The 20,599-nt window shown below is 72.6% G+C and carries 18 protein-coding genes; 7 read left to right on the top strand and 11 right to left on the bottom strand.

Going from position 1 to position 20,599, the window contains the following annotated elements:
* Window positions 1–3: 3 nt before the first annotated feature.
* From rhaI to AC0NH5_RS35960, 6 genes are all read right to left on the bottom strand, one after another.
* Entirely contained in the window at window positions 4–1,158 is a 1,155-nt protein-coding gene (gene rhaI, locus AC0NH5_RS35985; RefSeq protein WP_474411616.1) for an L-rhamnose isomerase, read from the bottom strand.
* Entirely contained in the window at window positions 1,155–2,216 is a 1,062-nt protein-coding gene (locus tag AC0NH5_RS35980) for an ABC transporter permease (protein WP_474411614.1), read from the bottom strand. The genes rhaI and AC0NH5_RS35980 overlap by 4 nt, the downstream gene beginning before the upstream one ends.
* Window positions 2,213–3,196: an ABC transporter permease gene (locus AC0NH5_RS35975; protein WP_474411612.1), complete on the bottom strand. Its 984-nt coding sequence runs from the start codon at window positions 3,194–3,196 to the stop codon at window positions 2,213–2,215. Before AC0NH5_RS35975 ends, AC0NH5_RS35980 begins: the two co-directional genes overlap by 4 nt.
* Window positions 3,197–3,201: 5 nt before the next feature.
* Window positions 3,202–4,707: a sugar ABC transporter ATP-binding protein gene (locus AC0NH5_RS35970; protein WP_474411610.1), complete on the bottom strand. Its 1,506-nt coding sequence runs from the start codon at window positions 4,705–4,707 to the stop codon at window positions 3,202–3,204.
* Window positions 4,707–5,738: an autoinducer 2 ABC transporter substrate-binding protein gene (locus AC0NH5_RS35965; protein ID WP_474411608.1), complete on the bottom strand. Its 1,032-nt coding sequence runs from the start codon at window positions 5,736–5,738 to the stop codon at window positions 4,707–4,709. The genes AC0NH5_RS35970 and AC0NH5_RS35965 overlap by 1 nt, the downstream gene beginning before the upstream one ends.
* A gap of 256 nt (window positions 5,739–5,994) precedes the next feature.
* Window positions 5,995–6,312, bottom strand: a complete 318-nt coding sequence (locus AC0NH5_RS35960) for a DUF3618 domain-containing protein (RefSeq protein WP_474411606.1) — start codon at window positions 6,310–6,312, stop codon at window positions 5,995–5,997.
* On the opposite strand from AC0NH5_RS35960, the gene AC0NH5_RS35955 reads away from it, so the two are divergent.
* Window positions 6,299–6,772: a hypothetical protein gene (locus tag AC0NH5_RS35955; RefSeq protein ID WP_474411604.1), complete on the top strand. Its 474-nt coding sequence runs from the start codon at window positions 6,299–6,301 to the stop codon at window positions 6,770–6,772. The genes AC0NH5_RS35960 and AC0NH5_RS35955 overlap by 14 nt on opposite strands.
* Before the next feature lie 33 nt (window positions 6,773–6,805).
* On the top strand, window positions 6,806–7,444 hold the full coding sequence (locus tag AC0NH5_RS35950; protein ID WP_474411602.1) for a hypothetical protein: 639 nt from the start codon (window positions 6,806–6,808) through the stop codon (window positions 7,442–7,444).
* On the opposite strand, the gene AC0NH5_RS35945 is transcribed toward AC0NH5_RS35950, so the two are convergent.
* The 4 genes from AC0NH5_RS35945 to AC0NH5_RS35930 are packed head-to-tail and all read right to left on the bottom strand — an operon-like array spanning window position 7,344 to window position 10,437.
* A complete protein-coding gene (locus tag AC0NH5_RS35945; protein ID WP_474411600.1) occupies window positions 7,344–7,763 on the bottom strand; it encodes a phage holin family protein in 420 nt (139 codons plus the stop codon). The genes AC0NH5_RS35950 and AC0NH5_RS35945 overlap by 101 nt on opposite strands.
* A gap of 46 nt (window positions 7,764–7,809) precedes the next feature.
* Window positions 7,810–8,580 (bottom strand): inositol monophosphatase family protein, encoded by a 771-nt coding sequence (locus tag AC0NH5_RS35940; RefSeq protein WP_474411598.1) that lies wholly within the window; start codon window positions 8,578–8,580, stop codon window positions 7,810–7,812.
* Between the two features lie 10 nt (window positions 8,581–8,590).
* Window positions 8,591–9,271: a response regulator gene (locus AC0NH5_RS35935; RefSeq protein ID WP_474411596.1), complete on the bottom strand. Its 681-nt coding sequence runs from the start codon at window positions 9,269–9,271 to the stop codon at window positions 8,591–8,593.
* The gene (locus tag AC0NH5_RS35930) at window positions 9,268–10,437 is read right to left on the bottom strand and encodes a sensor histidine kinase (protein ID WP_474411594.1); all 1,170 of its coding nucleotides are present in this window, start codon (window positions 10,435–10,437) and stop codon (window positions 9,268–9,270) included. Before AC0NH5_RS35930 ends, AC0NH5_RS35935 begins: the two co-directional genes overlap by 4 nt.
* A 212-nt stretch (window positions 10,438–10,649) precedes the next feature.
* Between AC0NH5_RS35930 and AC0NH5_RS35925 the strand changes: the two genes are divergently transcribed.
* The 3 genes from AC0NH5_RS35925 to AC0NH5_RS35915 all read left to right on the top strand — a co-directional run bounded on the left by AC0NH5_RS35925 (window position 10,650) and on the right by AC0NH5_RS35915 (window position 16,061).
* Window positions 10,650–11,375: an ABC transporter ATP-binding protein gene (locus AC0NH5_RS35925; RefSeq protein WP_474411592.1), complete on the top strand. Its 726-nt coding sequence runs from the start codon at window positions 10,650–10,652 to the stop codon at window positions 11,373–11,375.
* Complete coding sequence (locus AC0NH5_RS35920) at window positions 11,369–13,624, top strand: FtsX-like permease family protein (RefSeq protein ID WP_474411590.1); 2,256 nt, start codon at window positions 11,369–11,371, stop codon at window positions 13,622–13,624. Before AC0NH5_RS35925 ends, AC0NH5_RS35920 begins: the two co-directional genes overlap by 7 nt.
* Before the next feature lie 262 nt (window positions 13,625–13,886).
* Entirely contained in the window at window positions 13,887–16,061 is a 2,175-nt protein-coding gene (locus AC0NH5_RS35915; RefSeq protein ID WP_474411588.1) for a serine/threonine-protein kinase, read from the top strand.
* 242 nt (window positions 16,062–16,303) lie between these two features.
* Here the strand turns inward: AC0NH5_RS35915 and AC0NH5_RS35910 are convergent, their stop codons facing one another.
* Entirely contained in the window at window positions 16,304–17,635 is a 1,332-nt protein-coding gene (locus AC0NH5_RS35910; RefSeq protein WP_474411586.1) for an aminotransferase class I/II-fold pyridoxal phosphate-dependent enzyme, read from the bottom strand.
* Between the two features lie 59 nt (window positions 17,636–17,694).
* Between AC0NH5_RS35910 and AC0NH5_RS35905 the strand changes: the two genes are divergently transcribed.
* The gene (locus AC0NH5_RS35905) at window positions 17,695–19,185 is read left to right on the top strand and encodes a CoA-acylating methylmalonate-semialdehyde dehydrogenase (protein ID WP_474411584.1); all 1,491 of its coding nucleotides are present in this window, start codon (window positions 17,695–17,697) and stop codon (window positions 19,183–19,185) included.
* On the top strand, window positions 19,182–20,549 hold the full coding sequence (locus tag AC0NH5_RS35900) for an aminotransferase class III-fold pyridoxal phosphate-dependent enzyme (RefSeq protein ID WP_474411582.1): 1,368 nt from the start codon (window positions 19,182–19,184) through the stop codon (window positions 20,547–20,549). Before AC0NH5_RS35905 ends, AC0NH5_RS35900 begins: the two co-directional genes overlap by 4 nt.
* The last annotated feature ends 50 nt before the right edge of the window (window positions 20,550–20,599 follow it).

The following is a 20,599-nucleotide window of genomic DNA, read 5'->3' as shown; positions in this document are numbered from 1 at the left end:
GGCTCAGGCCCCCCAGCCGGCCTGGGTGCCACCGACCCGGGCGGCCGCGACCGTCTGCGCGTACCCCGACTGCTGGAACGCGGCGACCGGGTCGCGCGGCAGCCCGCGCTCCTCCCGCCGGTCCGCGAGGGTCTTGCGGACGTCGGTCTCGTACGCGTCCATCAGCACCGCGTGCGCGCCCAGCACGTCGCCGTCCCGCTGGGTGCGGGCCAGCGCGTCCTGGTCGACCAGCAGTGCCTTCGCCAGGGCCTGCTCGACGTTGAGCACCGAGCGGATCTGGCCGGGGATCTTCTCCTCGATGTTGTGGCACTGGTCGAGCATGAAGTTGACCTTCGACGAGGGCCGGTGCGCGCCCACCGAGACGATCTCCGTCATGATCCGGAACAGCTGGAACGGGTCGGCCGACCCGACGATCAGGTCGTCGTCGGCGTAGAACCGGGAGTTGAAGTCGAACGCCCCCAGCTTGCCCACCCGCAGCAGCTGCATCACGATGAACTCGATGTTGGTGCCCGGCGCGTGGTGGCCGGTGTCCAGCACGACCGTCGCCTTGTCGCCGAGCGCCAGGCAGTGCAGCAGCGAGGTGCCCCAGTCCGGGATGTCCATGCTGTAGAAGTGCGGTTCGAAGAACTTGTACTCCAGCAGGATCCGGTGGTCGTCGCCGAGCGCGGCGTAGATCTCCCGCAGCGACTCGGCGAGCCGGTCCTGCCGGCCGCGCAGCGAGTCCTGCCCCGGATAGTTGAGGCCGTCCGGCAGCCAGATCTTCAGATCGGTCGAGCCGGTCTCGCGCATCACGTCCAGGCAGCGCAGGTGGTGGTCGACAGCCTTGCGCCGGATCGCCGGGTCGGGGTGGCAGAGCGAGCCGAGCCGGTAGTCGTCCTCCTGGAACAGGTTCGAGTTGATCGCGCCGATGGTCACGCCCAGCTTGTCGGCGTGCGCCTTCAGGCCGGCCCAGTCGTCCACGACGTCCCACGGGATGTGCAGCGAGACCCGCGGGGCGAGGCCGGTGAGGCGGTGCACCTGGGCGGCGTCGGCGAGCTTCTCGTACGGGTCACGCGGCACGCCGGGACGGGCGAAGACCTTGAACCGGGTACCCGAGTTGCCGTACGCCCAGCTGGGCACCTCGACAGTGAAGTCGTCCAGATCGTCGAGGCTGGTCATGAAGTAGTACCTCCGTACCGTCGGTTGGTCAGCCCGTTCAGGAGGGCGGCGAAGACGAGCACCGTGCCGAGCGCGAGCAGTTGGTACTGCGAGCCCTCGTTGCCGACGAACGCCAGCAGGATGCCCGCGTTCAACCAGACGATCAGCAGCGTGGCGAGGACGACACCGGCCACCCTGCCGATGCCGCCGGTGATCGCCACCCCGCCGAGCACGGCGATGGTGATGGCGGGCAGGGCCATGCCGCTGCCCGAGACGCCCGCGTCGGGGCGGGCGGAGGCGAACTGCGCGACGGTCACCACGGCCACCAGACCGGAGATCAATCCCGCATAGACGTACGCCTTGAAGCGCGTGTCCCGGACCGGCAGCCCGGACCAGCGCGCCGCCACGTCGTTGGTGCCGATCGCGTAGAGCCGCCGCCCGTAGGCGGTGCGGGCCAGCAGCAGCCACACCAGGACGACCGTGGGCAGCAGGAAGGTGAAGATGCCCAGCGGCACGTCCGGGACGTACTGCCCGAACAGCGGCAGCTCCACCGACTTGCTCAGCGAGTAGAGGTCCTGGATCGGCGGGGTGCTGATCGGCTGCTGGTTGTTGATCACGATGGCGACCGACTTGAAGGCGTAATAGGTCGCCAGGGTGGCGATCAGGGCCGGGAAGCCGATGTACGACACCAGGACCCCGTTGACCGCACCGCACAGCGCGCCGAACCCGGCCGTGGCCAGGATCGCCGGCCAGAGCGGCCAGCCCCATTCGCCGTAGGCGAAGCCGAACACCATGCCGGCCAGCGAGACGATCGCGCCGACCGACAGGTCGATGCCGCCCCGCCCGGAGAGGATGACCAGCAGCTCCGCCAGGCCCAGCATGGCCAGCGGAACCGCGTTGATCAGCGACGCGGACATGTAGTCGAAGTCGTAGGGCGCGGTGAGGTAACCGCCCGCGTCGTTGATGAAGAACGTGACGACGACGAGGACGATCAGGACGGCGAGCAGGGCGATGCGCTGGGTCAGCAGAACCCGGACGAAATCCGTCCGCTCGCGCTTCGGAGCTTCCGTGACGGTCATCGGGACCTCCGGGAACGGGCCCGCAGCAGGTCGGCGCCGACCGCCACGATGATGAAGATGCCGACGAACAGGTCGGAGAGCTGCGAACGCCAGCCCAGCTGGGTCACGCCGGACGCCACCGACTGGACCAGCAGCGCGCCGAGCAGGGTGCCGAGCACCGAGCCCCGGCCGCCCATGATCGAGGTGCCGCCGATGACCACGGCCGCGATGACCGCCAGCTCCTTGCCGGAGCCGACCGACTGGTCCAGCGTCGAGGTGCCCTGGGCGATCACGAAACAGGACGCCAGGCCGACGAGCAGGCCGGTGAGCACGTAGGCGAGCAGGACCCGGCGCTGCACGCGGACGCCTGCCAGCCGGGCCGCCTGCGCGTCCCCGCCGATCGCGAAGAAGTGCCGGCCACCCGCGGTGTGCCGCAGGTACCACCAGGCCAGCGCGGTGATCAGCACCGTGATCAGGAAGGCGTGCGGGATGCCCAGGGTGCGCCCGTCCGGCCCGCGCCCGAAGAAACCCAGGGTGCCGGGGATCCCGTTGACCGTGCCGGAACCGAAGATCTGCAGGCCGGCGAAGAGGAACAGGTTCGCCGTACCGAAGGTGATGATGATCGCGTGCACCCGCCCGTACGCGATGAGCACGCCGTTGACCAGCCCGAGCAGGCCGCCCACCGCGACCGGCACCAGCACCGCGACACCGAGGTTGACCTCGGCGTCGACCAGCAGTTTCGCGGTGATCACCGAGCAGACCATGATGGCGCCGCCGACCGAGACGTCGATGCCACCGGTGATGATCACGATGGTCATGCCGACGCCCACCAGCGCGATCGGCGCGGTGGCCACCAGCAGCGGCTGGATCGAGCCGGCGGTCAGGAACGCCGGGGTGCTCACCGCGAGCACGGCCCAGACCACCGCGATCACGCCGATCAGCACGATCTCCTGCCCGGTGACCGGCGCCGGAAGGACCCGGCTCCGGAGCTTCTGCGCCACCGCGGTCATTCTCTGCCTCCCGCGGCCGCCGCCAGGAGATCGACCTGGCTGGCGTCCGGACCGAACTCGTCGGTCGTCGTCCCGCCCCGCACCACCTGGATGCGGTCGGCGATGCGCAGCGCCTCCGGCAGGTCCGAGGTCACCACCAGCACCGCGGTGCCCTCCTCGGCCAGCTCGGTGATGATCCGATGGATCTCCTCCTTGGCGCCCACGTCGACGCCCTGGGTCGGCTCGGCGAGCACCAGCACCTTCGGGCGCTCCACCAGCTGCCGGGCCAGCACCACCTTCTGCGCGTTGCCGCCGGACATCGCGTTGACCGGCTGCCGCTCGCTCGGGGTCTTCACCGCGAGCCGCTTGATCAGCCCGCCGGCGACCGTGCTCTCCCGCGCCCGGTCGACGAAGACGCCCAGCCGGGACAGCAGCCGCAGGTGGCCTGCCGAGATGTTGAAGGCGATCGACTGGAAGCCGAACATGCCCTCCACCTTGCGGTTCGCCGGCAGCAGCGCGATGCCCAGCCGCTGGGCGTGCTGCGGGCTGCGGACCTGGACGCGCCGGTCGTTGAGCAGCAGCTCCCCGCCGGTGCTGCGGTCGATGCCGTAGACGCAGGCGGCGATCTCCGAGACGCCGCTGCCGACCAGGCCGTACAGCGCGACGATCTCGCCGGCCCGGACCCGCACGTCGACGTCCTGGAACTTTCCGGCCCGGCTCAGGCCGCGCAGTTCCAGCACGGCCGGCCCCTGCGGGACCTCCCGGTGCGGCCGGGTGTCGGAGAGGTCCTCGCCGACCATCAGGTGAGCGATCTGCCGCACGCTCAGATCCTTCATCGGGTACGTTCCGATCGTCCTGCCGTCGCGCATGACGGTGACCTCGTCCGCGATCCGGAAGAGCTCGTCGAGACGGTGCGAGATGTAGACGACGGAGACGCCGGAGGCGGTGAGCCGCCGCACGACCTCGAACAGCACCTCGATCTCGGCGTCGGTCAGGATCGCCGACGGCTCGTCGAGAATCAGCACCTTCGCGTCACCCGCCAGGGCCTTGGCGATCGAGACCTGCTGCTGCTCGGCGATCGAGAGGTCACCGACCGCGGCGGTCGCGTACTTCGCCGGCAGGCCGAGCAGCTCGAGCAGCTCGACGACGCGCTCGTTCTGCGCGGTCCAGTCGACAGTTCCCCGCTTCCTCATCTCGCGGCCGAGGAAGATGTTCTCCGCGACGGTGAGCTCGGCGAAGAGCTGAGGCTCCTGATAGACGGTGGCGATGCCGAGCGCGATGGCGTCGGTGGTGGAGCCGATCCGGACCGGCCGGCCCTCCCACTCGATCGCGCCGCTGTCGGCCTGCTCCGCCCCGGCCACGATCTTGATCATGGTGGACTTGCCGGCGCCGTTCTCCCCGACCAGGGCGTGCACCCGGCCCGCCCGGACGGTGAAGTCGCCGTGCTGGATGGCCCGGACCGCGCCGAACCGCTTGGAGACAGCGGTCAGGCGCAGCCGCGGGGCTTCGTCATCAATGGTCATCAGTAGTTGAACTGGTCGACGTTCTGGTCGGTGATCGCGAGCGCCGGGCCGAGCAGCAGCATCTTGCTCGCGTCGTCGTAGGTGACGGCCGACAGCTCGGAGGAGACGTTGTTGGTGGCCGAGAACGGCTTGCCCTGCGCGATCTGGGCGCCCGCCCACGCGGTCAGGTAACCCAGATTCTCCACGTCCCAGAGGATCGCCGCGGTCGACGACTTGTCCTGCAGGTACGGCTTCATGGCCTGCGGCGTGCCGAGGCCGACGGTGAAGACCTTGCCGATCTTGCCGGCGTCCTTGACCGCCTGCGCGACACCGGGCGCGCTCGACGTGCACTCGCCGACCAGACCGGTCAGATCCGGGTGGGCGTTCATCAGGTCGGTCGCCATCTGGGTCGCCCGGGCCTGGTCCTCACCGGCGTAGACGATGTCGACGATCTCGGCGTCCGGGTACTTCTCCTCGGTGTACGACTTCTGCACCTCGATCCAGGAGTTGAGGTTCTCGGCGGTCTGGCCGCAGGAGACGATCGCGTACTTCCCCTTGCCGCCCATCGCGCCCAGCAGAGCGTCGGTCAGGCCCTGGCCGATGCCCTCGGCGGTGGCCTGGTTGACGAAGACCTCACGCACGCTGCTCGGCGCGTCGGTGTCGGCGGTGGCCACGTGGATGCCGGCGTCCTTGGCCTGCTGGAGCAACGGGGCCATGCTGTCCGGGTCGTTCGGCGCGACGATCAGCGCGTCGACCTTCTGCTGGATGTAGGAACGGACGATGTCGGCCTGCGCGGCGGCGTCGGCCTGGGTCGGGCCCTGGTAGAGCCACTCGACGTTGCCGAGGGCGGCGGCCGCCTCCTTGCCGCCGGCGTTCATCGCCTCGAAGTAGGGGACGCCCTGCAGCTTCGGGACGAAGGCCACCTTGTAGGTCTTGCTGCCGGTGTCACCGCCACCGGCAGCGGTGTCGGTGTCGTTCTTCTTGGTGCAGCCGGTGAGAGCTATGGCGGCCGTCGCGGTGAGCGCGACGGCGGCAGCGAAGCGAGGGCGCATGACGCCTCCTGTTAAGGGTCTCTTGAAACGTTCTATAGGGGGTGTGACTCACGTTACGATCCCATTAGCGCAGGGTCAAGAGGTGAGTCTTAGCTGTCGTTCAGCCTCGTCCTGCCGTGCGCCTGATGAGGGTGCGATGGTGAGTGAGACGTTTCAACGGAATGGGCCGAAAAAGGAGCACACGATCAGTTGATCGTGTGCTCCCGGTGAGGCCGTCCGGCCGTACCCCCGCGGCTGAGGGTGATAGGCCGGGTTCTCAGCGCCGGCGGCGGATGAAGACGACGCCGGCCGCTGCGGCAGCCAGCGCGGCCCCGATCATGGCGTAGCGCCGGGGGTCGTCGGAGACGCGGCGCGGCAGCGAACTGACCGCCTGGCCGGCGCGCCCGGCGGTGTCGGCCGCCGACTCGGCGAGGCGCGTCCTGGTCTGCGCGGCGGACTGCTTGATGCGGCCGGGAACGTCGGCCTTGGCGGCCAGCGCGGCCACCGTTTCGCCCATCTCCTGACGGGTCTGGGCGATCTCCGCCTTCAGAGCCTCGGCGTTGTCCGGGGGAGTGTGATCCGTGCCGGCCCGCACCGCGGAATCCCGGTTCGTGCTGCCCTGGTCCGTGCTGCTCTCGCTCGCGGCGCTCCGGGTGGCGCTGCTCTGGCTCGTGGTGCTCCGGGTCTGGGCCGGCGTGGTGCTGGTGACGTCGGGGCTGCGCTTGAGAGCCGGGTCGGCCTGGGCCGTGCGGCTCTCGGCCGACCCCGGCGGCGGCGTGCTCGGCGTGACCTTGCCGGTGGCCGGAGAGGGCGAGCTGGAACTGCTGGACGTCGCGCCGGCCGTCTTCGCAGCGGTGGTGGCCGCAGTGATGCCGGTCGTGCCGGTGCTCTTCAGCGCCGGTGCGACGCTGGGCGTCGGCGTGGTGCTGGGCGTAGACCTGGTGCTGGGCGTAGACGTGGTGCTGGGCGTAGGCGTGGTGCTCGGCGTAGGCCTGGTGTTCGACGTCGTCGTGGCGCCGGCCGAAGCCTCGTTGTTCGGAACGCCGCCGACGTGACGCGGCGCCGGACCGCTCAGGCCGCTCGCCGGCGTGGTGTGGCTGCCGGCCGTCCCGGGCGCGATGTGCTGGGGAGCGTGGTCGCCGGTGTGCGAGGCGGTGCCCGGTGCCGCGTGGCTCCCGGTCGACGAGGAGGCCTTGGTGGCCGCCGACGTGCCGGCCGAACTCAGAGCCCCGGTCGGGGTCGAGCTGCCGATCGGGGTGCCGGCCCTGGTCGACGACGAGGCGGTCGGCGTGGCGCCCTGCGTGGTCGACGACGTCGAGGTGTGCGGCGGCGTGTTGGTGGGCGCCTGCCCGGTGCCCCCCACCGTCACGTGGGTCGTCGGGGTCGACGTGGCCGGCTTCGCGCCCTGTGCCGGGTCGTTGGCGGGCGACGTCCGGGCGGCCTGGTCGCGGTTCGGTTTCGCCGGGCCCGGGCCGGAACTCTTCTGGCCGGACGGCGAGGGCCGCGAGTCGGTGCGGTTGCGGCCCGGCGGCGCCGGTTTCGCCTCGGTCCGGGCCCGGTCCGGGGCCGCCTGGCCGGCGGCCCGCTTCTGCGGTCCGGGGCCGGGCTTCGGGGTGGCGCTGTCGCTCACGACTGCCTCCCGCGCTTGGCGGCGGTCATCAGCGTGTCGACGTCACGCCGGCCGCTGGCCATGGCGGCCTCGGGCGCGGGCGGCACGGCCTGCTTGACCTGCTTCTTGCCGATCAGCGCGGCGATGCCGGCCGCGGCGAACAGCACCACTGTCACGATCAGCGCCGCCGCCCACACGGGCATGACCAGCGACAGGGCTGCGCCGATGGTGACGAACAGGGCGCCCAGGCCGTACAGGGCGATCACACCGGCCCCGCCCAGCAGCCCGGCGCCCTTCCCGGCTTTCTTGCCCTTCTCCATCATCTCGATGCGGGCCAGGGCCAGCTCGTCCCGGACGAGCGTGGTCACCTGCTCACTGAGCCGGCTGACCAGGTGCGCGGTCGAATCCTGATCGGCGCGTGCGTCTGTATGGGTCATCGTCCCCTCCGTTCTGCACGGGTGTCCGGAGGAACACGTACCCCTGTCAAACCTGACTAATCGCGCAAAGCGCGGTGTGACTCTCCTGGTCAGCCGCGGCGATCAACCCGAGGGCGCCGGTGTGCAGAGGTTGTCCATCGATGCCCGTGACCACGCATCCGGCCGCCCGGCAGATGGCGATGCCGGCCGTGAAATGCACGCTGTCCCGCAGATCGCCGTACGTCACATAGGCCGCCCGTCGCCCGTCGGCGACCCACAGCAGGGCCAGCGTCGTGGAGAGCACGCGCGGCCGGAACCGCTCGGTGAAACCGGGCGCGGCGATCAGCAGCGCGGGGTGCCGGGGGTACGGCGGATCGAGGTTGACGTCGACCAGCGCGGACGCGGCGGACGGGACGAGCGGCTCGTCGGCCCCGCCCTCGCGGCGGACGCGGGCGACCACGCCGTCGGTCCAGAAGATCTCGCGGGCGAAGGGGTCGGCCGCGGCGGCTGCCGCGACCTCGTCGCCGATCTGCAGAGCTACGTTCGTGGCGACCAGTGGGGTACGCACGGCGTAGTTCAGCGTCCCGCACAGCGGATCGACCAGCCACCGCCGTCGCGAGCCGGCCGGCCCGGTGGTGCCGGACTCCTCACCGATCACCGCGTCCTGCGGCCGGTGCCGCCGGAGCACCTCGACGATCGCCCGTTCCGCGGCGATGTCGGCCTCGGTGGCGAAGTCCCCGCCGCCCTTGTCCACCCGGCCGAGCGCGGTCCCGTACCGTTCCCGGACCACCGTGGCGCCGGCCCGTGCGGCCTCGATCGCCAATTCATGATCTTGCATGTGCGGCACCTTACCGAGCCGGCGCCACCAGGCCGGTCTCGTACGCGACGATCACCAGCTGGGCGCGGTCCCGGGCGTGCAGCTTGGCCAGCAGCCGCCCGACGTGGGTCTTCGCGGTGGCCAGGCTGACGTGCAGGTGATCGGCGATCTCGGTGTTGGAGAGCCCGGAGGCGATCAGGGTCAGCACCTCCCGCTCCCGCTCGGTGACGTTCTCCAGGCCGCGGGCCGGGCTCGTGGCCGGTTCCGGCCGGGTGGCGAAGTGGGCGATCAGCCGACGGGTGATCGGCGGGGCGAGCAGCGCGTCGCCGCCGGCCACCACCCGCACCGCGGCGATCAGATCCCCGGCACCGGCGTCCTTGAGCAGGAAGCCGCTGGCGCCGGCGCGCAGGGCGGCGAACACGTACTCGTCGTAGTCGAACGTGGTCAGGATCAGCACCCGGGTGTCCGGCGTCTCGGCCGCGCCGCAGATCCGCCGGGTGGCCTCGATGCCGTCCATCTCCGGCATCCGGATGTCCATCAGGATGACGTCCGGCTGCTCCCGCCGGGCGAGGGTGACGGCCTCCACGCCGGTGCCCGCCTCGCCGACGGCGACCAGATTCGGGGTGGTGTCGATCAGCAGGCGGAAGCTGGCCCGCAGCAGCGCCTGGTCGTCCGCGATCAGCACCCGCACGGGGCGCTCGGCCTCGCTCATCGCGACGCTCCGCAGGGCAGCGTGGCCACGACCGCGAAGCCCCCGCCGTCGCGCGGCCCGGCGCTGAACGTGCCGCCGAACGCGGCCACCCGCTCGCGCATGCCGGCGAGCCCGGTGCCGTCCGCGGCCGGTGCCGGCCGGCGGGTGCCGTCGTCGGTGACCTCGATGCGCAACTCTCCCGCCACCCGCTCGACGGCCACCCGGCAGGCGGCCGGTGCGGCGTGCCGCACCACGTTGGTCAGCGATTCCTGCACGATCCGGTACGCCGCCAGCGCGACGCCCTCCGGCACGCCCTCGCCGCCGCGGACGTCGAGTCGCACCGCCACCCCGGCAGCCTCTGCCTGGCCGGTGAGCCGCCCGAGATCGCCCAGCGTGGGCGGCACCTGATAATCCGGCTCGGTGCGCAGGGCACCCACCGCACGCCGCAGCTCGGTGAGGGCGGCGCGGCCCGCCTCCTCGATCACCGCGAGCGCCGCGACGGCCTCCTCCGGGCGCTGCTGGGCGACGTGATGCGCGACGGACGCCTGCACCGTGATCAGACTCAGACTGTGCCCGACCGCGTCGTGCATCTCCCGCGCGATCCGCAGCCGTTCCTCGGTCACCGCCCGCGCGGTGCTCTCCGCCGCGGTCAGCTCGGCATGCCGGCGCCGCTCGCGCAGCGCCCAGCCGACCGCCCACGCCGCCCCGCACACCAGCGCGGCGAAAGCGGTCCCGGCCGGGCCGGGCGCGTCACCGGAGACACCGGACCCGGTCCCGGCGAGCGCGGCGATGCCCGGACCGGCGAGCAGCGGCACGGTGGCCGCGAGCGCCGCGATCACGCCGCGCCGGCCGGGGACCAGCCGGCCCACCGGGTAGAGCGCGACGGCCACGACGCTCACCAGGGCGGGTGAGGCGTAGTCGGGGACGATGCCGGTGGCCAGCAGCACGCCGGACACCACCCCGACGGTGACGGCGCTGAGCACCGGCCGGTGCCGGCGGACGAGCAGGGGGACACCGGCGAAGGCCGCGGCGATCACGCTCAGCCAGGCCGGCTCGGGGAGCACGACGGGCTGCGTCTCCGCGGCCGCGTATCCGCACAGCAGGGCGGCCGCGGCGGCCAGCAGCAGGTCGATGACCCGGCGCGAGGCAGGGCCGAGCCGATCAACGAACAGCGATGGTACGGGCACCCGGCGAGCGTATCGATGCCCGGCGTCCTCGTGCGTCAGCCCACGGGTGGTGCCGCGCCGTCATCCCCGGGGATGACGCGGCGCCCGCCCGTCGGCCCCGGAGCCGACGCCGGAAAGCATCCCCCGGCGCGACGACGGGCGGGGTGCCGGAACGAGATCGTGATGGCAGCACCGGGCGCCGCACCGAGGGCCCGCCGAGGAGGACGCACCGCATGACAGTCGAGCTGCACGACGTGACCAAACGCTATGCCGGCGGGGCCGGGGAGGTGACCGCCCTGGACGGCCTGACCGTGGGGTTCCCCGAGGCCACCTTCACCGCGGTGATGGGACCGTCCGGCTCGGGCAAGTCGACCCTGCTGCACTGCGCCGCCGGGCTCGAGCCGGCGACCAGCGGCACCGTGACGATCGCCGGGACCCGTGTCGGCGACCTGAACGAGACCGCCCTGACCCGGCTGCGGCGCGACCGTCTCGGATTCGTCTTCCAGGACTTCAACCTGGTGTCGTCGCTGACCGCCGAGCAGAACGTGGCGCTGCCGCTGCGACTGGCCGGGCGCCGGGCGAACCGGTCCGAAGTGCTGGCCGCGCTGTCCGAGGTGGACCTCGCAGACCGGGCCGGGCACCGCCCGCGGGAGCTCTCCGGCGGGCAGCAGCAACGGGTCGCGATCGCCCGCGCGCTGTTCAGCCGGCCGGACGTGCTGTTCGCCGACGAGCCGACCGGCGCGCTCGACAACCGGACGTCGCAGCAGGTTCTCGCCCTGCTCCGCGGGCTGGTGGACCGGCACGGCCGAACCGTCGTGATGGTCACCCACGACCCGGTGGCGGCCGCCGTGGCCGACCGGGTGGTGCTGCTGGTCGACGGCCGCGTCATCGACGAGCTGACCGGCGTGGACGCGGCCGGCGTCGCCGACCGGATGACCTCGCTGGAGCGGTCGTGCTGAGCCGCGACCGGATCGGCACGTTCGTCGCGGTGCTGGTCGGCACCGCCCTGGTCACCACGTTCCTGGTGCTGCTGACGTCGGCACGGCCCCGGGTCCCGGAGCGGCTGGCGAGCCATGCCGCGATCGTGCAGAGCCCGGCCGCGGGCAACGGGGCGGACGATTTCGCCGAGCCGGTGCCGTGGACCGCGGAGACCGCCGAGTCACTGGCCGCGCGTCTTCGTACCGTCGCGGGGGTGTCGTCCGTGGTGGTCGACCGCACCTTCTACGCCCAGCCGGTGTACGACGGCGGCCCGGTCGAGGAGGCCATCGCCGGACATGCGTGGCCGGCCGGCGCCCCGCTCGCCGCCGGGGTCGCGCCCGGCCCCGGCGAGATGGTGGTGGACCGCGGCCTCGGCATCCCGGTCGGCGCCTCGGTCACGCTGCTCACCGGCGCCGGTCCGGAGACCCGGCGGGTCAGCGGGCACACCGGGTGGGCCGGCGTGCACCTGCCGGAGAAGGACGCCGCCCGGCTGTCTCCGGGCGTCCGCGCGCTCGGCGTGACCGGAACCGCCGACCCGGACGCGCTGCGGGCCGCGGTCGGTGCCGCCGGAACCGTGCTGACCGGAACCGATCGGGGGCTCGCGGAGCCGCGCGCTGACGCCCGGGTCCGCTGGATCGGCATGCAGGTGCTCAGCGCCACCGCCGCGGTCGCCGTGTTCGGCTGCCTGTTCCTGGTGGCGACCACCTCTGCCTACGCGGTCGACCAGGCACGCCGCGAGATCGGTCTGCTGCGGGCGGTCGGCGCCGCGCCGCGTCAGGTCCGAGGGATGCTCTACCGGTCGGCGCTGCTGCTCGGCGCGCGGGCCGCCGTGGCCGGGGTGGCCCTCGGCGCCCTCGCCGCGCTGGTCCTGGCCCCGGCGATGGTGCGGGCCGGACTGGAACCGGCCGGCTTCGGTGTGCACTGGGAGCCGTGGGTGCTGGTCGCGGCGTTCGTGGCCGGGCCGCTGGTGGCGCTCGCCGGCGCGGTCACGGCAGCCCGCCGGGTGACCCGGATCGGCCCGATGGAGGCGCTGCGCACGGCCGAGGTCGAGCCGCGCGCGATGAGCCGCGCGCGGTGGGTGACCGGCCTGGTCGCGGTGGCCGGCGCGGTGGCTGCCGGCGTCGCGGCCGCGGCTGCCGAGGGGGTACGCGGCCTCGGGTCGTACGCCCTCCTCGGTGCGATGGCGCTGATCGTGGCCGCGGCCCTGCTCGCCCCGGCGGTGGTGCCCGCCCTGATCCGGGTGTTGCTCGCGCCGTTCACCGGGATCACCTCGATGCTGGCCCGGGAGAGCGCCCGTGCGGCCGTGCGCCGGACCGCCTCCACCGCCGCGCCGGTGCTGTTCACCGTCGCGTTCGCGGTCTTCGTCACCGGCACCGTCCGCACCTCGACCGCCGCCTTCGACGCCCGGCGCACCGCCGCCGTGCCGCCGGGGCAGGTGCTGGTCCCGGACCGGACGCCGGGCCTGCACGACGCGGTGGCCGCCGGGGCGGCGCTGGACAGCACCGTCTACGTCGGCGGAGCGGCGCTGCTGGCGATCGGCGCCGGGCAGGTCGCACCGGGCACCGCCGAGGTCTCCGCCGCGGCCGCCGAGCGGTTCGGTCCCACGGTGACCGTGACGTTCGCCGACGGCGCGACCGAACAGCTGCGGGTGACCGGCGCGGCAGCCGGCGGGCCGTTCGCCGCCGACCTGATGCTCGCCCGCGACACCGTGCGGCAGCACGACCCGTCCGCGCTGGCCCCCGGCGTCTACCCGGCCCCCGACGGTGCGGCCGGGATCGGCGCCCGCAAAGCGGACCCGGCCGACCTCGCCCGGCAGGCCGACGCCGAGGACGACCGGCTGGTCGCGACGTTCACCCTTCTGCTGCTCGTGGTGTCGGCCGGGGCCGGCGCGCTGGCGGTGGTCAACACGCTGCTGATGACCGCGCGGGGGCGGCGCACCGACTATCGGGTGCTGCGGCTGTCCGGTGCGACCGGCGGGCAGGTGATCCGCGCGGCGGCGCTCGAATCCGGGCTGGCCGTGGTGATCGGGTCGCTGCTGGGCGGTGCGGCGGGGCTGGTCGCGGTGGCGGGCTCGGCCCGGTCGCTGGGGGCGCAGGTCGGGGCGCACGTACCGGTCCTGATCTCCTGGCCGGTCACCGGGGGCACGGTCCTGGCCTGCCTGGTGCTCGCGGTCGGTGCGGCGGCGCTGCCCGCCCTGCGCCTGATCCGCTCACCGGCCGCCGCCCGCTGACCCCGCGTGGGACTTGAGGTGCCGCGCGCACCCCAAGTCCCAGGCCGCCCGAACCAGTGTGTGAAGTTGCGGTGCGGAGCGCGCCCTAACTTCACACACTGGTTTCGCGGCCCGACTTCCCCCGGCGGGCGGAACGTTGTGTGGGGAGTTGGGGTGCCGAGCGCGCCCGAAGTTCACACGCTGCGCCATAGCTGATCGGTTGGCGCGAGTATGAGGCACCGGGTCGGAGTGACGGTTGAGTCAGACGGGTATAACGGTGCCCATGCCCGATGCGCCGCCGCTGCTCGCCGAACGCTACCGGCTGGGCGTCTCGCTCGGCCGCGGCGGCATGGGTGAGGTGCGACTGGCCCGCGACGAGGTCCTGCAACGGGACGTCGCGATCAAGGCGATCGACCCGCCCCCGGGCGCCGAGGACGACGCCGCGGCCCGGCGCACGCTGCGGGAGGCCCGGGCGTCCGCGCGGCTCAACCACCCCAACGTGGTGCAGGTCTACGACGTCCTGCAAGTGGACGGGCGCACCTGGATCGTCATGGAGTACGTGCCGTCCCGCTCGCTGCGCCAGGCGATCATCGAGGAGGGGACGCTGCCGATCGAGCGTGTCGCCCGGATCGGCCTGGACCTCCTCGGGGCGCTGCAGGCCGCGCACCGGGCGGGCGTGCAGCACCGGGACGTCAAACCGGCGAACGTGCTGCTCGCCGACGACGGGCGGGTGCTGCTCACCGACTTCGGCATCGCGGCGGTGGACGACGACGGCGTGATCAGCCGGTCCGACGTGGTGGTCGGCTCGCCGCAGTTCATGGCGCCGGAACGGGCGAAGACGGGCGCCACCGGCGTGGAGGGTGACCTCTGGTCGCTGGGCGCCACCCTCTATGCGGCCGTCGAGGGGCACCCGCCGTTCGAGCGCACCTCGACGATGGCCACCCTCACGGCGCTGACCACCGAGGACGTGCCGCCGCCGAAGCAGGCCGGCGAACTGCGCCCGGTGCTGGACGGGCTGCTGCAGAAGGACCCGGCGCGACGGCTCGGTGCCGAGGACGCGGAGGCCCAGCTCCGGCTGGTCGTCGCCGACCTGGCCGACGGCGCCGGGGGCCCGGCGCGGATACCACGCCAGCGCACCGGACCGGGTGCCGACAAGCCGTCCCGCACCTTCGGCGCCGGCTGGATCGCCTCCGCGAAGGCGGGGCTCGGCTTCGGCGCGGCGAACAAGGCTGACAACAACGCCGACGACAAGGCTGCCAACAACGCCGACGACAAGGCGGGCAGCAACGCCGACGACAAGGCTGGCAACAACGCCGACGACAAGGCGGGCAGCAACGCCGACGACAAGGCTGGCAACAACGCCGACCAGGAAGCCGGCGAAAAGGCCGGCGACTCCCCGGAAGCCGGCTCGGCCGCCGAGTCCGTGGGAGCCGCTGCCCCTGCTGAGGTTGTTGCGCCTGCCGAGGCAGAGGCCCCCGAGGTTGAGGCGGATTCCCGGCGCGATGAGTCCGCCGGGTCCGAGGTCGCCGAGGCCGAGGAGCCGGCGAAGGAGGTCGCCGGGCCGGCGGGCGCGGTGGGGCCACGAGCCGAGCCTTCGCAAACGCGTGTGGAGCCGGACCTCGCCGTGGATGCGGACCCCGTTGCGGTGCCGGATCGCCGGCCCGGTGAGCACGCCGGGGTCGCCGCGGTGCCGACCGGCTCCAGGGAGGTGGCGGTCGCCGGCAACGCCCGGCGGCGGCTGCTCGTCGGCGCCGTGGTGCTGCTCGTACTGATCGCTACCGGTGTGGCCTGGCTGATGTCGTCGCGCGACCGGACGGATCCGCAGGCGGAGAACCCGAAGCCAGTCTCGACCGGGAGTACGCCGTCCAGCGGGACCGGGTCGCAGCCCGCGGCCGGCGGCCAGGTGCCCCCGGCCACCGATCCGGCCGCCGCACCCGGCAGTGCCGCGCCGAGCAGTGCGGCGCCGTCCAGCGCCGCGCCCAGCAACCCGCCGCCGAGCAGTCCGGCTTCCGGTGCGCGGCCGGCGTTGCCGCCCGGGTGGCGGGATTACCGGGACTCGACCGGGTTCTCGGTCTATGTGCCGTCCGACTGGGAACGCAGCCGGGAGGGGACGATGGTCTACTTCCGCGGTGACGGTCGGGTCCTCGGTATCGACCAGACCAACCGGCCGAAGTCGAACCCGGTGGCCGACTGGCGCAGCCAGGCCGATTACCGGGTGTCCAGGGGCGACTTCCCCGCTTACGACGAGATCAAGATCGAGTCGGTGGATTACTACCGCAAGGCCGCGGACTGGGAGTTCACCTTCAACCGCAACGGGCGCCAGCACGTCAACAACCGCGGTGTGGTGGTGTCCGACCGCAAGGCGTACGGCTTTTACTGGCAGACCCGCGACTCCGAGTGGGACGCCGCCCGCAAGGACCTTGATCTGATCTTCAAGAGCTTCCGCCCCGCAAGCTGATCAGGCCGAACCCTTCTGCCGGATGTCGAGCAACTGGTTCGCGTGGATCTTGACGTGGTGCGATGGGTTTCGGGGTCGCCCAAAACCCTCCCTCGAACAGCTCGATGCGATGTCCGGATTCATCGAGCGCGAGGAACTCGTCCTCGGTCCAGGGACCGGAGTGATCCTCGAGGGAGGCCTTGGTCATGGTCAGAGTGCCGGATGCGCCCATGTGCCCGCCGTCGCATGCCTACCTGTCATGGTCAACGGGGGATGGGTGCCGCGGCGGCTCGGGCCGCGGTGGCCAGCCGGTCCGCGACGGCGGCGTGGTCGTCGGCCACCAGGCCGACCGTGAGCCGCAGGTGCGGTGCCGTGCCCGGGCCCACCGCGAACGCGGTTCCGGCCGCCGCGCCGATGCCGGCGCTGGCCAGGCTCAGCAGCGCGGCCTGCTCGTCGGCGACCGGGAGCCAGATGTTCAGGCCCTCGCCCGGCGGCAGGACGATGCCCGCCGCCGCCAGTCCGGAGGTGATCAGACGGCGGCGGCGGGCGTACTCGTCGCGCGCGGCGGCGACCGCGGCGACCGACGCCGGGTCGGTCAGCAGGGTGAGCAGCAGGTGTTGCAGGAGGCGGCTGGTCCAGCCCTGGCCGAGGAGACGCCGTTCCAGGATCGGGTCGAGGATCGTCGCCGGCCCGCTGACCGCGGCCAGTCGCAGGTCGGGACCGTGGGACTTGGAGAAGCTGCGGACGTGCACCACCTGCCGTGGCAGGTGGGCGCCCAGCGAGCACCGCGGGCCCACGGCCAGTTCGCCTGCGGAGTCGTCTTCCAGGACGTACACCTGCGGGTGGTCCTGGAGGACCTGGGAGAGGGCGTGGGCCCGGCCGGGTGACCACGACGCGCCGGTGGGGTTGAGGGCGCGGGGTTGCAGGAAGACGGCGGCGGGCCGCCGGGCGAGGGCCGCGGCGAGCTGGTCCGGCAGCATGCCGTCGGCGTCGGTGCCGACGCCGATCACCGACACGCCGAGCACCTCGAGGAGGTCGAGCAGCGGCGGGAAACACGGGTTCTCGACGATCGCCAGGTCGCCGAGGCGCAGCAGGGCGGAGGAGACCTGGTCGATCGCGTCCATCGCGCCGTCGAAGACCGCCAGGCGCTCGGTCGGGTACGGCCATTGGGCGCGCAGGAGCTGGGCGAGCGCCGGCAGGACCGGCTCGTCGAGGTAGCTGGTCGGGGTCGGCGAGAGGCCGTGCAGCGCCGGGACGGGTGGCAGCAGGCGTGGGTCGGGGACGCCGGTGGAGAGGTCGAGCCGGAAGCCGGCGGTGCGGCGCAGGGCCGCGCGGTACCGCCCGGGGCCGCCGGCGCCGGGGGTGGCGACGACCGTGCCGCGTCTGCCGTCCGTGCGGATGGTGCCGGCGCGGCGCAGGAGCTGCCAGGCTGCGTTGACGGTGCTGGGGGAAAGTCGCAGCTCGGTGGCGACCCGCCGGACCGGCGGGAGTTTCGCGCCGCCGGGGAGGCGGCCGTCGCCGACCGCCCGGCTGACCGCCTCGGCGAGGCCCCGCGCGCTGGGGTCGAGGAGTCGCTCGCGAACCGGGTCCAGCATTTTGTGACAGTACAATGATGGCATTGTTCGGTCCATAGGTGTCACATAATGTCGGCGGCATGAGATCCCTTGCGCACTGGATCGGCGGCGCCGAGCGCGCCGGCACCTCCGGCCGGGTGGGCCCGGTCTTCAACCCCGCCACCGGCGAGCAGATCGCCTCCGTCGGCCTGGCGTCGGCCGCCGAGGTGGGCGAGGCCGTCGCGGTCGCGGCCGGCGCCGCCCGCGAGTGGCGTTCCGCCTCACTGTCCCGGCGCGCCGCGGTGCTCTTCAAGTTCCGCGAGCTGCTCGCCGAGCGGTCCGGCGAGCTGGCCGCGATCGTCACCACCGAGCACGGCAAGGTGCTTGCCGACGCGGCCGGTGAGGTGGCTCGCGGCCTGGAGAACGTCGAGTTCGCCACCGGCATCCCGAACCTGATGAAGGGCTCCTACTCGGAGCAGGCCGCGACCGGCGTGGACGTGTACTCGATCCGCCAGCCGCTCGGCGTGGTCGCCGGGATCACCCCGTTCAACTTCCCGGCGATGGTGCCGCTCTGGATGTGCGCCACCGCGATCGCCGCCGGCAACACGTTCATCCTGAAGCCCAGCGAGAAGGACCCGTCGGCCTCGCTGTTCCTGGCACGGCTGTGGCAGGAGGCCGGCCTGCCGGACGGTGTCTTCAACGTCGTGCACGGCGACAAGGAGGCGGTCGACGCGATCCTGGCCCACCCCGACGTGGCGGCGGTCAGCTTCGTCGGCTCGACGCCGATCGCGCGCTACATCTACGAGACCGGCACCTCGCACGGCAAGCGGGTGCAGGCTCTCGGCGGGGCCAAGAACCACATGATCGTGCTGCCGGACGCCGAGCTGGATGCGGCGGCGGACGCCGCGATCAGCGCGGGGTACGGGGCCGCGGGCGAGCGGTGCATGGCGATCTCCGTGGTGGTGGCCGTGGGCGACGTCGCGGACCCGCTGGTCGAGGCCATCGCGGCGCGGCTGCCGAAGGTGCGGATCGGGGACGGGTCGGATCCGGCGTCGGAGATGGGGCCGCTGATCAGCGCGCAGCACCGCGACAAGGTGGCGGACTATGTCACCGCGGGCGAGAAGGCGGGCGCGACCGTCGTTGCCGACGGTCGTAGAACGGGCAATCTTCCCGAGCGGGGGTTCTTCCTGGGGGCCACGTTGCTCGACAACGTGACGCCGTCGATGACTGTGTACACCGACGAGATCTTCGGGCCGGTGCTGTCGGTGGTCCGGGTGGAGACCTACCAGGAGGCCCTCGCCCTGGTCAACGACAACGAGTACGGCAACGGCACCGCGATCTTCACCCGGGACGGCGGGGCGGCGCGGCAGTTCCAGTTCGACGTGAACGCCGGCATGGTCGGCGTGAACGTGCCGATCCCGGTGCCGGTCGCCTACTACTCGTTCGGCGGATGGAAGGCGTCGCTGTTCGGCGACACGCACATGTACGGCCCGGACGGCATCCACTTCTACACCCGCAGCAAGGTCGTCACCTCGCGATGGCCGGATCCCGGCACGTCGTCGGTCGACCTGGGCTTCCCCCAGACCCGATGAGCGACGCCGACCCGATGAGCGACGCCGACCCGATGAGCCAGGTCCGCGCGGACGACCGCGCCCACGTCTTCCACTCCTGGTCCGCCCAGGACCTGATCGACTCGCTGCCGGTCGAGCGCGCGCTGGGCAGCTGGTTCTGGGACGACCAGGACCGGAGATATCTGGACTTCGCCTCGCAGCTGGTCAACGTCAACATCGGGCACCAGCACCCGGGCATGATCGCCGCGATCCAGGAACAGGCCGCCAAGCTGTGTACGATCCAGCCGGCCTTCGCCAACGACAAGCGCGGCGAGGCGGCCCGGATGATCGCCGAGCTCGCGCCCGCACCGCTGAACAAGGTGTTCTTCACCAACGGCGGCGCCGAGGCCAACGAGAACGCGATCCGGATGGCCCGCCTGCACACCGGCCGGCACAAGGTGCTGTCCACCTACCGCAGCTACCACGGCTCGACCGCCACCGCGATCACCGCGACCGGCGACCCGCGCCGCTGGCCGAACGAGCCGGTAGCCGTCGGGGTGGTGCACTTCTGGGGGCCGTACCCGTACCGGTCGCCGTTCCACTCGGACAGCCCGGAGCAGGAGGCGCAGCGGGCGTTGCGGCACCTGCGGGACACCATCGTCTTCGAGGGGGCCGGGACGATCGCCGCGGTGCTCCTGGAGACCGTGGTCGGCACCAACGGGATCCTGGTCCCGCCGCCCGGCTATCTGGCCGGTGTCCGGGAGATCTGCGACGAGTTCGGCATCGTGTTCATCGCCGACGAGGTGATGGCCGGGTTCGGCCGGTGCGGCGAGTGGTTCGCCGTCGACCGCTGGGGGGTCGCGCCCGACCTGATCACCTTCGCCAAGGGCGTCAACTCCGGTTATCTGCCGCTGGGCGGTGTGATCATCTCCGACGGCATCGCGGCGACGTTCGGCGAGCGGCCGTACCCGGGTGGGCTGACCTATTCCGGGCACCCGCTCGCCTGCGCCTCCGCGGTGGCGTCGATGCGGATCTTCAAGGAGGAGGGCATCGTCGAGCACGCCCGGATGCTCGGCGACGACGTGATCGGTCCGGCGCTCGCCGAGCTGGCCGACCGCCACCCGAGCGTGGGGGAGGTGCGCGGCCTGGGCGTCTTCTGGGCGGTCGAGCTGGTCACCGACCGGGCCTCGAAGGAGCCGCTCGTGCCGTTCAACGCCGCCGGCGCGGCCGCCGCGCCGATGAACCGGGTGGCCGCGGCCTGCAAGGAGCGGGGCCTCTGGCCGTTCACGCACTTCAACCGGGTGCACGTGGCGCCGCCCTGCACGATCTCGGTCTACGAGGTGCGTGCGGGCCTGTCGATCCTGGACGAGGCGCTGACTGTCGCGGACAGCTATTACACCGGGTGAAACCTTGGATTGCGTCGTCTGAACCGGTGCTGAAGTTCTGATTCCGTTTC

The sequence above is a fragment of the Actinoplanes sp. 13 genome (assembly GCF_056134165.1).
Note: the sequence above shows the minus strand (reverse complement) of the source record. Positions and strands in the feature narration are given on the sequence as shown.